The organism is Hymenobacter sp. (genome assembly GCF_036387835.1).
GTDB lineage: Bacteria > Bacteroidota > Bacteroidia > Cytophagales > Hymenobacteraceae > Hymenobacter.
Map to the genome: position 1 here is coordinate 1 of NZ_DASVSY010000109.1, position 12995 is coordinate 12995.

The 12995-nt window shown below is 55.6% G+C and carries 12 protein-coding genes; 10 read left to right on the plus strand and 2 right to left on the minus strand.

Going from position 1 to position 12995, the window contains the following annotated elements; translation table 11 throughout:
• The first annotated feature begins 154 nt into the window (after positions 1–154).
• Both VF639_RS20815 and ureG read left to right on the plus strand, forming a co-directional pair.
• Positions 155–826: an urease accessory protein UreF gene (locus VF639_RS20815; protein WP_331147872.1), complete on the plus strand. Its 672-nt coding sequence runs from the start codon at positions 155–157 to the stop codon at positions 824–826.
• A gap of 180 nt (positions 827–1006) precedes the next feature.
• Positions 1007–1765 (plus strand): urease accessory protein UreG, encoded by a 759-nt coding sequence (ureG, locus tag VF639_RS20820; RefSeq protein ID WP_331147873.1) that lies wholly within the window; start codon positions 1007–1009, stop codon positions 1763–1765.
• A 324-nt stretch (positions 1766–2089) separates the two neighbouring features.
• Here ureG and VF639_RS20825 read toward each other — a convergent pair whose 3' ends face one another.
• The gene (locus VF639_RS20825) at positions 2090–2947 is read right to left on the minus strand and encodes an urease accessory protein UreD (protein WP_331147874.1); all 858 of its coding nucleotides are present in this window, start codon (positions 2945–2947) and stop codon (positions 2090–2092) included.
• A 168-nt stretch (positions 2948–3115) separates the two neighbouring features.
• Between VF639_RS20825 and VF639_RS20830 the strand changes: the two genes are divergently transcribed.
• The 3 genes from VF639_RS20830 (at position 3116) to VF639_RS20840 (ending at position 4990) form a co-directional block, all read left to right on the plus strand.
• A complete protein-coding gene (locus tag VF639_RS20830; RefSeq protein ID WP_331147875.1) occupies positions 3116–3352 on the plus strand; it encodes a hypothetical protein in 237 nt (78 codons plus the stop codon).
• 60 nt (positions 3353–3412) lie between these two features.
• On the plus strand, positions 3413–4504 hold the full coding sequence (locus tag VF639_RS20835; protein WP_331147876.1) for an ISAs1 family transposase: 1092 nt from the start codon (positions 3413–3415) through the stop codon (positions 4502–4504).
• A gap of 258 nt (positions 4505–4762) precedes the next feature.
• Positions 4763–4990 carry a hypothetical protein gene (locus tag VF639_RS20840; RefSeq protein WP_331147877.1) on the plus strand — a complete coding sequence of 76 codons (228 nt, stop codon included), beginning with the start codon at positions 4763–4765 and terminating at the stop codon, positions 4988–4990.
• Positions 4991–5196: 206 nt separating this feature from the next.
• Here the strand turns inward: VF639_RS20840 and VF639_RS20845 are convergent, their stop codons facing one another.
• On the minus strand, positions 5197–6072 hold the full coding sequence (locus VF639_RS20845; RefSeq protein ID WP_331147878.1) for an AraC family transcriptional regulator: 876 nt from the start codon (positions 6070–6072) through the stop codon (positions 5197–5199).
• A gap of 313 nt (positions 6073–6385) precedes the next feature.
• Here VF639_RS20845 and VF639_RS20850 point away from each other — a divergent pair, with 313 nt between their 5' ends.
• From VF639_RS20850 to VF639_RS20870, 5 genes are all read left to right on the plus strand, one after another.
• Positions 6386–7537, plus strand: coding sequence for a glycoside hydrolase family 26 protein (locus VF639_RS20850; protein WP_331147879.1), 1152 nt, complete (start codon positions 6386–6388; stop codon positions 7535–7537).
• Positions 7538–7793: 256 nt separating this feature from the next.
• Complete coding sequence (locus tag VF639_RS20855; RefSeq protein ID WP_331147880.1) at positions 7794–9629, plus strand: sodium:solute symporter family protein; 1836 nt, start codon at positions 7794–7796, stop codon at positions 9627–9629.
• 270 nt (positions 9630–9899) lie between these two features.
• Complete coding sequence (locus tag VF639_RS20860; protein ID WP_331147881.1) at positions 9900–11114, plus strand: glycoside hydrolase family 130 protein; 1215 nt, start codon at positions 9900–9902, stop codon at positions 11112–11114.
• A gap of 36 nt (positions 11115–11150) precedes the next feature.
• Entirely contained in the window at positions 11151–12362 is a 1212-nt protein-coding gene (locus VF639_RS20865; RefSeq protein ID WP_331147882.1) for an AGE family epimerase/isomerase, read from the plus strand.
• 93 nt (positions 12363–12455) lie between these two features.
• A complete protein-coding gene (locus VF639_RS20870; RefSeq protein WP_331147883.1) occupies positions 12456–12947 on the plus strand; it encodes a hypothetical protein in 492 nt (163 codons plus the stop codon).
• Positions 12948–12995 lie beyond the last annotated feature (48 nt).

The window sequence follows — 12995 nt, forward strand, 5'->3', positions numbered from 1 at the left end:
CCCCCCGGCCCCCTCTCCTCGGGGAGAGGGGGAGCCGACCGACCACACGACTTTTTAACCTCAACTGGATTCAACCCCTCCTTTTTGTGCCATCTCGGCTCCCCCTCTCCCCGAGGAGAGGGGGCCGGGGGGTGAGGTCCCACGTCAGAACCTAATGCAACTCGTCCGGCTGCTGCACCTTGTAGACTCGGCTTTGCCGACAGGCTCGTTTGCTTACTCGTATGGGTTGGAGAGCAGCTTCACCTTCGGGTTGATTAAGACGCCGGTTGATTTCCGGCAGCACTTGTATGCGTATTTGCAGCAGGTGGCGAGCCTGGAACTACCGTTTATGCACTCTGGCTATACATTACCGGAGCTAGGCGAAGAGCTACGTCAGTTAGCCGAGGAATACGACGCGCAACTGCTGGTGCCCACGCTGCACCGAGCCAGCGTGACGCAAGGCAAAACCTGGCTGAAGCTGCTGACCTCTTTTTATCCCGACGCACAGCTACCCAAGATCAGCGCCTGGTTCGACACCCAGCAACTGCCCTTGCACTTCACGCTCAGCTTCACGATGGCTTTGAAACAGGCAGGTTTTCCTTTGGCCGACTTGCAAGCTGTTTACCTGCACATGGCCCTGCGCGACCAACTCAGCGCAGCTATCCGCTTGGGCTTCCTTGGCCCGCTGGAGGGCCACCGCCTCCAGCACGACTTCTACGCGGTGTTCGAGCATTTGCTGTCGGAACACGCTGGCAAGCAGTATCAGGAAGCTTCCCGCTCCGCTTTTCTGCTGGATACCACGCAAAGCTTGCACGAGGATATCTATTCGAAACTGTTTCAGAATTAGTTTAGCCGCCCACGAATGATGTAGAAACGCAACACTTCGCGTCTCCGCGTTGCTAAGGTTGTTTGGGCCGGATATGTCTTGGACGAGTCGTTCAATGCGGAGACGCGAAGTGTCGCGTCTCTACAGTGTGCTTTTCCGCTCTTTCTTCACAACTTCACCATCTCACAACTTCACCGATACATGGCTTTCACTGATAAACTCGCTCTTCTGCTGCACGGCCACACCCACGAGGCAATGGAGTCGCCGGGCGACTTTGCGGAGCGGCAGACGCGGCGGCTTCCCTCCTACCGCAACTTCCGCAAGCGCGCTTTCACGGTGGGCATAGGCGGGCCGGTGGGCACCGGCAAAACGGCGCTGCTCAAGGCCTTGTGTGAGCGGCTGCGCAACGAGTTCGAGCTAGGCGTGGTCACCAACGACATCTTCACCCGCGAAGACGCCGAATTCCTGATTCGGCACAGCGCCTTGAGTGCCGACCGGATTGTGGGGGTGGAAACCGGCGGCTGCCCGCACGCGGCCATCCGGGAAGATATTTCGGTGAACATGGACGCGCTGGAAGACCTGATGGTGCGCTTCCCGACCCTGGATCTGCTGTTCGTGGAAAGCGGCGGCGACAACCTGGCCGCCCACTTCAGCCGCGAGCTGGTCGATTACTCCATCTACGTCATCGACGTATCAGGCGGCGACAAAATTCCGCGCAAAGGCGGCCCCGGCATCACCCAATCTGATCTGCTGGTCATCAACAAAATCGACCTCAAAGACTTGATCCGGGCCGACCTGGGCGTAATGGAGCGGGACTCCGCCCGCATGCGGGGCGACGGGCCCTTCCTCTTTGCTCGTGCCCTCGATGGCTTCGGCCTCGACGAAATTATCAACCACATCCATGCCGCTAAGGCTCGCGCTTTGGATTCCGTTAGCGAAGAACGCCGGCCGCGCAAGTAGAGGCTGTAGCGCGAAGCCTGCGCTTCGAGTCACGTGAACGACTTGCGTAGGGCGCGGCCGTCAACAACGAGGTGCGAAACAAAGGCTTTGCGCTACAGCCTCTGCACACTAATGCCACGTCCTACCTCACTACTTGATTTAAGTGCGGCGTGGCCGCATAGCAGCTCAAGGTTTATAGTGAAAAAGACAGGCGTAATCTGGTGCCGCGTAGCGGTATCAGAAGTATAGGCGCCTCTGGCACCGCTATGCGGCGCGCCTCTCATACGACCAGTTCAGGGCGATAGACCTTCAGCCGCTACGCGGCTATTCCGCAACTTGGATTACTTAGTATTTCCTGGCCAGCGGGTTGTAGCCGAAAAACTCCTTTTCTGCCAACACCGCCAGCACCTGCGTGCATACCGGCTGTAGCGCCTGTCGGCTGTGGGCGGCGGCTCGGAGCACGTACACGTCTGGTTTAACTTGCGTTACCGAAACCAGGCAGTCGTGGCCACTTAAGTCGAACTGGGGGGTGTCGGGGATGGGCAGTTTGAGGTGCTTGAACTGCTGCGCGAGGCGGACGAACCGGGGGTCGGTGGGGTTGCCGATCAGGTAAAGCGAAAGCACCGTTTGATAGGTACTGAAGTTGGCCGGAGCCGTAGCAATGTGCTCTTGAGGGTTGAACGCAAACCGGTCGAGGAGCACAAGACGGCCCTGACGGCGCACTTGCAGCTCCGAGTGGAACGAATGAAACTCGAACTTTTCCCCTACATCCATGCGGCCCGAATGCAGCCAATCGGCTACTAGCAGCAACGAACTGGAAGCTAGTTGCCAGTGCTGAAGCTGGCGGTAGCGACTGCCGGCTTGCGGCACCACCGGGTCGGGAAATACCACGGCCAGGGCGCCCTTCGCTAGCTCGCCGCAGAATTGCTGCTCGGCTACTTGTCCGTCTATGGACTTGAAGATTTTGGTATTGGATTGCGAGCTGACAAACAGCCGGGTATCGACGCCGCTCTTGATACGCAATTGGATGGCGTCGCCGGCAACCATACCACCGCCGTAGCTGGAAAGCACTGCGTGGCAGGAACCAGTTGGCGCAGCGGGGTTAAGAATCTTCAGGGGCTGCAAGTTGCGACAAGCAATAAGGCGTGACCGGCCTTGCACTTGCGCCACTTCCAACTCACTCCAAGCAGTAGCAGTTGGCATTCCGAGGGCGTTAGGCCGCAATATAGCAGACGGTATCAGCCGCTACCTTATACCTGCTGCCGCAGTTGGAATGTTGCTCGACCGTTCTAATAAAACTGATCCGGCACTGGTTGCCCGGGTGCGGCTCGAAAACTGCACCTTACTCCCTCCTCTTCTCGCAGCAAGGCTATGGCTGGTACGCAATTGCTGGTTTATTTCAATCCAGCGCATGAAACCGTGCGCGGGCGGCTGCAAGGGGCAGTACAGAAGGCGCCGCTGCAACTACTCGACGCTGTGGGTCGCATCGTACGCACAAAGGCGGCTCTTGCTGTTGGTACCGGCGCTGAGCTTTCATTGGCCGAGTTGCGGCCGGGCCTATCCGTACGACGTTGCGGCCTGCTCAACCAGCACCTCGTCGTGGAATAGCTGCTATGGCATAACTGCCCAGGGCAAACGCATGAAGCATTAGGGACCTAGTTTTGGGCCATGAGCCACCCTATTCGTGCGTACTTTCTGCAAGTGGAAGATTTTCGTCAAGCGTCGAAATGCCGCTACCGCTTGGCTGATATTCTGCTCATTGGCTTGTGTACCTACTTGAGCAACGGCCACGATTACGAAGACATGGTCTTATTTGCCCAAACCCACGCCCGGCAACTGGCTGGTTTGGTGGAACTGCCGACCGTGCCCTCCCACGACACCTTTAACCGGGTATTTCAATTCCTTTCTCCCGACTTGCTCCGGGCCTGTCTGGCACAGCATGGCCACGAACTGCTTGACACGCTGGCTCAGAAGCAAATCTGTCTGGATGGCAAAAAGTTGCGGGGCGTGCACCCGCGCAGCCCCGGCAACACCGGCCTGTACCTGGTCAATGCTTGGGTGAGCGAGAACCGCCTCTGCGTGGGCCAGCAACGCGTAGCTGATAAAAGCAACGAAATCACGGCCTTACCTGAGCTACTGGCCCAACTGGACTTGCGCGAGGCCGTGGTCACTACCGACGCCATGGGCTGCCAGGCGGCCATTGCCGGCCAGATTCGGCAGCAACGGGGGCATTATCTGCTGGCCCTCAAGCGTAACCAGGGCCAGTTATGGGAAGAAGTGGACTGCGCCTTCCGGGCTAATGCGGGGGTGAGCGCGCCGGAAAAGTGGGAATACGCCCGCGACCGGTTCGAGCAGCGCCGCTGTTGGTGCCTGGCAGCCAGCAGCCTAGATGCCTCGTTCGTAGAGGCGTGGCCCGGCCTGCAGACCCTGGTCAAAGTCGAGGCCAGTCGGTGCGTGGGGGGAGTAACCACGCGCCAGGTGCGCTACTACCTGAGTGATGAAGTGGAAGAAAACCCGCTCTATTATAGCAAGTTGGCGCGGGGGCACTGGGACATCGAAAACCACCTGCACTGGCATCTGGACGTGACGTTAAAAGAAGACGCTTGTCGGGTACGCACGGGCTGCGGGCCGGAAAACCTGGCCACCCTCCGTAAACTCACCCTGCAAGTGCTCACCCAGCAACGCGACGGGTTAAGTCTGGCAAAACGGCGCGTGAAGGCCGCCTACGACATTGACTACCTCAAACAACTCCTTGCGTAAGCTTCATGCGTTTGCCCTGTTCATTTACAGGCAAAGTAAAGTTGAAGTCAAGCAGGTGCAGACAACCTAACTGATTTTAGAAAATGCAAGTTGACCTTATCCCCTTTCCCCGGGGCGAGGGGGCTAGGAGTGGGGGCCACCGCCAAACAAGCTGCAAGTCACGAATCAGATAGAAATATATACTAATATTATTGGATAATTTGCCAAAAATATTAGCTTTGTGGTTTCATTGCCGTCATCATCTTTCCTTCTACCACTATGAAAAAGGAACTACAGTATACGGTTTGCTGTCAGCTTACTATCGCAGAAGTTGAGCTTGGGCGCATAGTTGAAACCCGGCAAATAGACTGTCATGTGTCTACAGAAACCGCCGAGCTAAATGAGTTGTTCGCCGATCTTTACGAACAGTTTCGAAGCCCGTATCTGCTAGGACTTCAGATTACGGCCATCCACGACCAGGCTCTTTGCTTAGCCCAACTGCTTTAAGACAAGATTCTTACGGAAATAGACAATTGCCTCTGTCCTTCCGACGCAGGAAGAGGCTGAGTACCGTCGTTCAACGGCCTAACTCAGATTCCTCCTGCGTCGGAATGACAGAACCTATTAAACATCTTGTGCTGCGGGCGATATAAATACTATCTGCGTGTGCGGCCTCCGGTCTGCACCACCCGGTAAGCAGGGAGAATAGCAACTTAAATGAAGATTCGGGTGCCGGAAAAGTTCTGGCGAAACTCCCGGGGAGTGCAGCCTTTCTTCTTTTTGAAGATGCGGTTGAAGTTGGATATGTTATTGAAACCGCACTTGTAGGCCACCTCCGCCACATTATGCGTGGTATCGATGAGCATGCGCGTGGCATGACCCAGCCTGATTTCGTTGAGGCTGTCGATGAAGGTGCTCCCAATGCGCTTTTTAATGAAGCGGCTAAACGATACTTCGGGCATGTTGGCCAGCTTGGCTACTTCAGCCAGCGTAATCGGCCGGCTGTAATTAGCATTCATATACTCGAACACCTTCTCAAGCCGCCGGCTGTTGTAGTTGAACTGCTCGCTATTGAAAGAAGAATCGGAGAGGATGCGCATGTTGCGCGAAGTGGAAAGGTCGTGCAGGATGGAGAGCAACTCCAGCACCGAGTCGAAGCCGGTTTTCTGCTCCAGTGATTGTAGCCGCTCCCGCAGCCGCTCGGTGGCTTCGCGCGAAAACAGGATTCCCCGTTGGGCATTTTCCAGCATTTTCCTGATAAAGCTGAGCTGGTTGCGGTGCAGAAGCCGATCCTCTAGCAGGTCTTTATGGAATTGAATGGTCACCTCCCGAATTTCCTCGCTCTGGCACTGATGCGTAAACCAAGCATGCCCCAGGTTAGGGCCTACCAGCACCAGTTCTAGATTCTCGATTACCTCGATATGGTCGCCGACAATGCGCTTGGCGCCTGGTGCGTCAATGATCAGGTTCAACTCGAACTCGTCGTGGTAGTGCAAGGGGAAACTGAACTCCTTTTTTACGCGCGAGAACAAAGTGAAACAGTCGCTCTGAGTGAGAGGAGTGATTTCGCGCATCAGGTTTTGACGCATGGCAGGGGCAGGTATAGAAGTGGTTGTTCAGCGCAATACGAATGCTAAAATAGTATTAAGCATTTGTATGTGAGAATAAATAATTAAATACCCACTAAATGATTTAGAACACGATTATTATTTTCTTGCTCTTCCTTGACAAGTTAAATAAGTACAAGAGAAAGTCAATTTATCATTAATAAATACGCAGGTTGAGGTTTACATTTGAAGATATTGAATGGTGCTATTCGATTTGATGGTTATAGCCCAGATAAAATAAATCCAGCAATCGAAATAAGCTTCAATACCTGCGTCGGCTTGCGCATGAACCGCTATGGCACTTGTTACTCCAATAAAACGCTTAGTTGCCGTGCTGCCTTTTCGGCTCTTGTTGCTCGTGGTCGTTTTGTTGCTTGGCAGCGAAACTATCCGCGCTCAGGAAAAAGCGCCTTCCGACCCTAAAGCAACGGCCAAGACCAAACATCTGTACCGCAGCTTACAGCGCATGGCGGGCACCAACATCATGTTTGGCCACCAAGACGACCTCGCCTACGGCGTAGGCTGGAGCTATGTTGATGGGCGCTCTGACGTGCAAAGCGTAACGGGCTCCTACCCAGCCGTATACGGCTGGGAGCTAGGCCACTTGGAGCTGGATAGTGCCCGCAACCTCGATAAGGTGCCGTTTGCCAAGATCAGGGAATACGTTAAAACCACTTACAAGCGGGGCGGCATCAATACCATCAGCTGGCACCTGAACAACCCCACCAACGGTAAAACCGCCTGGGACACGGCGCGCACCGTGGCCGCTATTCTGCCCGGTGGCGCTTATCATGCGCAGTACCTGCTCTACCTCGACCGGCTAGCCGCTTATCTGCGCACAATGCGGAGCGGACTGACAGCCGTGCCCATCGTGTTCCGGCCTTTTCATGAGCACACGGGCAACTGGTTCTGGTGGTGCGAGAACACCTGCACGCCCGACGAGTACAAAGCCCTGTGGCGCTTCACGGCCAACTACCTGCGCAACACCAAAAAGCTTCATAATCTGCTGCTATCCTATTCTTCGGCCGAGGTGAGGTCGTTGGATCATTACCTGGAGCGCTACCCCGGCGACGAGTATGTGGATATGATGGGCTTCGATACCTACTGCCGCCGCGACACGGCCCGCTACAAGCAGGAACTCAACCGTCAATTAGCTATTCTGCAACAAGCCGCCACCCAACACGGCAAAGTAGCGGCCCTCACCGAAACCGGCTACGACCGGATTCCGGCTACCAACTGGTGGACCAAGACGTTGCTCTCGACTTTGAAGCCTTACAACATTTCGTACGTACTCGTTTGGCGCAACGGGGGTACCAGCCGGGACCATTTCTTCGCGCCCTACTCCGGCCACCCCAGTGCCGACGACTTCAAGCAATTCTACAACGACCCCCGCGTCATCTTCCAGAACCGCCTTTCTCCTTTGAATGTCTACCGTAAAAAGGAGTAGGCCTGCCCTACAACGACTACGAAAATTATGCTCTTGCAGTAAGAACGTGTCATGCTGAGCGCAGGCGCAGCCGGAGTCGAAGCATCTCGCGTGCTGAGGTGTGGTACTAACTGAGTTTACTACGCTAGCGAGATGCTTCGACAAGCTCAGCATGACGGCTAGTTTGGCAACGTCAACAGTATAATAATCAAATAACGCGCTCCTTGGCCCGCCCTTCGTTCTTTTCGCTCCCCAATTCCCGCCTCTCCTTAACTAGATGAAATTACGCCTGCTCGACGTACTCATTATTGCTGCTTACCTCCTTACAACGGTTGGGGTTGGCTTGTGGTATCGCAAAAAGGCCCGTGAAAACAAAGACAGCTACCTGCTAGGCGGCAAAAGTCTGGCTTGGTATAAACTCGGGTTGAGCGACGCTTCTGATATGTTCGATATCAGCGGCACGATGTGGATGGTGAGCTTGTGCTTTGTGTATGGCATGAAAAGCATCTGGATTCCCTGGCTGTGGCCGGTGTTCAACCAGGTGTTTCTGATGATGTACCTCTCGCGCTGGCTGCGCCGCTCCAATGCTTCTACCGGCGCCGAGTGGCTGGCAACCCGCTTCGGCAATACCGGGCCAGGCGTAGGAGCTTCGCACAAGGTGGTGATTGCCTTTGCCTTGCTGAGCTGCCTCGGGTTCCTGGCTTATGGCTTTGTGGGCCTGGGCAAGTTCATTGAAATATTTGTGCCCTGGGAACTGGTGCAGGGCTATGTACCCTTCACGGTGTCGGCGCAGTATGTGCCGCACGTGTACGGCATCATCTTCACGCTGTTTGCCATGTTTTACTCCATTCTCGGAGGTATGCACAGCATCGTACTCGGCGACATGATTAAGTACGCCATCATGACGGTGGCGTGCCTAGCCATTGGCTTCATTGCGTGGTCGAAATTGCAGGGGGGGCAGACGCTGAATGTGCCAGCTGGCTGGTACAGCCCGTTTTTTGGGTCGCGGCTGGAGCTAGACTGGACGGGTATCATCACCGAAGTCAACCAGAAAATCAAGTCCGACGGCTATTCGTTGTTTGGTATTTTCTTCATGATGATGGTCTTCAAAGGTATTTTCGCCTCGTTGGCCGGCCCTGCGCCCAACTACGACATGCAGAAAATCCTGTCGACTCGCTCGCCCGAGGAAGCCAGCAAAATGAGCGGGTTTGTATCCATCGTGCTGCTGCCCATCCGCTACTCGCTGGTGATAGGCCTCACGGTGCTCGGGCTGCTTTACTACAACCAAATGAACATCAAAGGCCCCGAGGGTACCACTGATTTCGAGCGGATTCTGCCGGTGGCCATCAATAACTTCCTGCCTACTGGCTTGCTGGGGCTGGTGCTCACGGGCTTGCTCGGCGCGTTTATGGGTACGTTCAGCGGCACCGTGAATGCGGCGCAGGCCTACATCGTCAACGACATCTATCTGAAGTACCTCAACCCCACGGCCAGCACCAAGCAAATTATTTCGCTGAACTACGTGGTGGGCGTGGTGGTGGTGGCGGTAGGGGTGCTGCTGGGCTTCATGGCCAAAGACGTGAACAGCGTGTTGCAGTGGATAGTATCGGCGCTGTACGGCGGCTACATCGCCTCCAACGTGCTGAAGTGGCACTGGTGGCGGTTTAATGCCACGGGCTTCTTCTGGGGCATGCTCACGGGTATCGTGTCGGCTCTCATTTTCACCCGGTTTTTCGAGGGTATCGAGTTCCTGTATTACTTCCCGGTGCTGTTCCTGCTGTCATTGGCCGGATCGGTTATCGGCACCTACGCCTCGCCGCCTACGGATGTGGCCGTGCTGAAAGCTTTCTATAAGAATGTGCGGCCCTGGGGTTTCTGGGGGCCCATCAACAACATGGTGCTGGCCGAAGACCCTGGATTTCAGCCCAACCGCAACTTCAAACTCAACATGTTCAACGTGGTGCTAGGCATAGTGGCTCAGCTTTGTCTCACCATTCTGCCCATGTACCTGATCTTGATGCAAAAACTGCCGCTGCTCGTTACCGTGCTGCTGCTGGTAGTAGTTATTACCATTCTTAAAAAAACGTGGTGGGACAAATTGGGGGATTATTAATGCGCTGAGTTAAAATGCTATTGGGAAGGTCTGTTGCTTGGGGAGCGACAGGCTGGAGGTCGATGTCCGCTATAGGTCGTTGGCCGACAACTGGTTTGCCGTTGGGAATTCGGCAAACCAGTTTTCCCGTCAGCGCGCCTGAATCCACTGGATTTTCAAACTTGCCTACTACTTTCCCATTCCCTAAACGTAACAGGCTTTGCTGCTTACGCCTTCCAACTATTATCGCACAAGCCAACCCGCTATAGCCGGGTTCCTAATGCATACCTCATGACGCCTTCCTTCCAAGACCGGCTGCACGCCCTCCAATCAACTCAAGAAGCGCTCCTGGCGCAAACCAACCGTAAGCAGGACCTCGGCAACGGCATCTACGACCGGTATGAGTTTCCTATCCTGACGGCGGCCCACGCGCCGCTCACTTGGCGCTACGATTTAAATAAGCAAACCAATCCTTTTTTGCTGGAGCGCATTGCCTTGAATGCCGTATTTAACGCCGGCGCCATGAAATGGCACGACAAGTACGTGCTGGTGGCGCGGGTGGAAGGAGCGGACCGCAAGTCGTTTTTCGCGGTGGCCGAAAGCCCCAACGGCATCGACAACTTCCGGTTTTGGGAGTACCCCATTGACCTGCCCGAAACAACTGACCCCGACACCAACGTCTACGATATGCGCCTGACCGCCCACGAAGACGGCTGGGTTTACGGCACCTTCTGCACCGAGCGGCGCGACCCCGCGGCATCTGCCGCCGACCAGTCGGCGGCCGTAGCGAGCTGTGGCATTGCTCGCACCAAAGACCTGGTAACCTGGGAGCGGCTGGCCGACCTGAAAACCAATTCGGCGCAGCAGCGCAACGTGGTACTACACGCCGAGTTTGTAGACGGAAAATACGCATTCTACACCCGCCCGCAGGACGGTTTCATTGAGGCCGGTACCGGTGGCGGCATCGGCTTTGGCTTGTCGGAGTCGATTGAGCAGGCCGAGGTGCAGGAGGAAGTCTTGATTGACCGCAAGCAGTACCACACGGTGTATGAAGTGAAAAACGGCCTTGGCCCAGCGCCCATCAAAACCGAAAAAGGCTGGCTGCACCTCGCCCACGGCGTGCGTAATACCGCCGCTGGCTTGCGCTACGTGCTGTACATGTTCCTCACCGATTTGCACGAAATCACCCGCATCACTCACAAGCCCGGCGGCTATTTCCTGGCGCCGGAAGGCGACGAACGTATCGGCGACGTGTCGAACGTGGTGTTCAGCAACGGCTGGATAACTGACGAGGACGGCCAGGTATTTATCTACTATGGTTCCTCGGATACGCGCATGCACGTGGCCACCTCTACGGTGGAAAAGCTGCTCGACTACGTGCAGAACACCCCCGCCGACCACTTCACGTCCCACTCTTCGGTGCAGGCCATTCAAACCTTAATAAACCAAAATAAGGCACTAGGCGAACTGACCACGGCTTCGCTGGCCGATGCCAACAATCAGTAGGAGACACTGCCTAGAATAGCAGCTAAACCGCAACCTATGCAACAGGCGCAAGCTTTCAAGCAGGAACTCGACCGGATACTCTCGTACTGGAGCACCTACATGCCCGATGAATTGCATGGGGGCTTCTACGGGCAGATAACCGACGAAAACCAGGTAGTAGCACAAGCCCCCAAAGGCTCAGTGTTGAACGCCCGCATTCTGTGGTCGTTTTCGGCCGCTTACCGCCACGAGCCCCGCCCCGAATCGTTGGCGCTGGCCACGCGGGCCTTCGAATACATAGAGCAACATTTTCTCGACCAGGAGCACGGCGGGGTATTTTGGTCGGTTGACTACCTAGGCCAGCCGCTTGATACGAAAAAGCAGATTTATGCCTTGGCTTTCACGCTGTATGGCATGGCCGAGTACTATGCTGCCAGTGGCAACGAGCGGGCCCTAACGCATGCCCAAGCCTTGTATCACAGCATCGAAACCCACAGTTTCGACCAAGAGCACGGCGGGTATTTGGAGGCGCTGGCCCGCAACTGGGCGCCGTTGGCCGACTTGCGCCTGAGCGACAAGGATGCCAACGAAAAGAAAACCATGAACACCCACCTCCACGTGCTGGAGGCGTATACCAACCTGTATCGTTACTGGCCCGACGCCCATTTGCAAACGCAGACCCGGAAGCTGCTGGCTGTGTTTGTCGACCATCTTATCAACCCGGCCACCCACCATCTGCACCTGTTTCTGGACGAGCAATGGCAGGTAAAGTCCACGGTTGTTTCCTTCGGCCACGATATAGAAGCCTCCTGGCTGTTGCTGGAAGCCGCCGAGGTACTGGGTGATGAGCCTCTGATTCACCGGTTTCGGCAAGTAGCCGTGGATATGGCCACCGCCGCCGCCCGCGGCCTCGATGCCACGGGTGGCCTCAACTACGAATTCGATCCGGCCCTGAACCACTGGATACGGGAGAAGCATTGGTGGGTGCAAGCCGAGGCCATGGTAGGTTTTCTGAATGCCTACCAAGTGAGCGGCCACCGTCATTTCTACGACCTGTTCTTGGGCGTCTGGGATTTCACCGAGCAAAACATTCTGGATTACAAGTCCGGAGAGTGGCTCTGGGGAGTAAACGAAGACTTGGCACCCATGCCCGGCGAAGACAAGGCGGGCTTCTGGAAATGCCCTTATCACAATAGCCGGGCCTGCCTGGAAATTATGGCTCGCTTGCCCAAGCGAGCCGTACAACCACCCGTAAGCGTTGTACGCTAACCGACCTGCTTTCAAGCAGGCAGAGAGACGCAGGCTTCTCCCATCACGATTGAAAATCAGCACAAAGGCACGATACTAGTATAGCCTACGCCTATGAAATTCTTGCTTTACGGCGCCGTTTTTACTGCTACCGTTGTGTTTGCGCAAACTGACCCGGCGCCTGATCCAACCGCACTCAAGCCGTTTAAGGGAGCTAACCTGATTAAAGTTGCTACGCCTGACAGCGTGGGTTTGGCGCTTAGCAAAATCAAGCAGATTCTTGTGGCCCAAGGATATCAGCTGGATTCCGTCGCGCCAAACCGCCTGACTACGAAGGGCAGAAGCTTCGACTTATCGGGCAGCGCGCCCAAGCAGCCTATCCTCCACGTGTTCAAAGTGCGGGCTTCCCCTACCACCAAAGGCGGCGCAGACTTAACCTTCATGGGAGAATATTCGCAGGACCTAGGCCCTAAATATCACTTTACGTTTCCGATGCGCTGGTTGGCAACGCAGAGTACCGCCTACAATCAAGTCTGCTTCAACTACGCGGAAAAGGTAGCTAAGGCGTACCCGAAAGGCCTGATCAGCTATCAGCAAAAGCCCTAACCGGAAGTTAGTTTCTGTACGGCTTTACGACGCGGCATTCACACGAGG

Coding starts and splice junctions, on each gene's coding strand:
- VF639_RS20865 (WP_331147882.1), top strand. CDS start 11,151: ATGCAACAGGCGCAAGCTTTCAAGCAGGAACTCGACCGGATACTCTCG.
- VF639_RS20825 (WP_331147874.1), bottom strand. CDS start 2,947: ATGCCAACTGCTACTGCTTGGAGTGAGTTGGAAGTGGCGCAAGTGCAA.
- VF639_RS20855 (WP_331147880.1), top strand. CDS start 7,794: ATGAAATTACGCCTGCTCGACGTACTCATTATTGCTGCTTACCTCCTT.
- VF639_RS20870 (WP_331147883.1), top strand. CDS start 12,456: ATGAAATTCTTGCTTTACGGCGCCGTTTTTACTGCTACCGTTGTGTTT.
- VF639_RS20815 (WP_331147872.1), top strand. CDS start 155: ATGCAACTCGTCCGGCTGCTGCACCTTGTAGACTCGGCTTTGCCGACA.
- VF639_RS20845 (WP_331147878.1), bottom strand. CDS start 6,072: ATGCGTCAAAACCTGATGCGCGAAATCACTCCTCTCACTCAGAGCGAC.
- ureG (WP_331147873.1), top strand. CDS start 1,007: ATGGCTTTCACTGATAAACTCGCTCTTCTGCTGCACGGCCACACCCAC.
- VF639_RS20830 (WP_331147875.1), top strand. CDS start 3,116: ATGGCTGGTACGCAATTGCTGGTTTATTTCAATCCAGCGCATGAAACC.
- VF639_RS20860 (WP_331147881.1), top strand. CDS start 9,900: ATGACGCCTTCCTTCCAAGACCGGCTGCACGCCCTCCAATCAACTCAA.
- VF639_RS20850 (WP_331147879.1), top strand. CDS start 6,386: ATGGCACTTGTTACTCCAATAAAACGCTTAGTTGCCGTGCTGCCTTTT.
- VF639_RS20840 (WP_331147877.1), top strand. CDS start 4,763: ATGAAAAAGGAACTACAGTATACGGTTTGCTGTCAGCTTACTATCGCA.
- VF639_RS20835 (WP_331147876.1), top strand. CDS start 3,413: ATGAGCCACCCTATTCGTGCGTACTTTCTGCAAGTGGAAGATTTTCGT.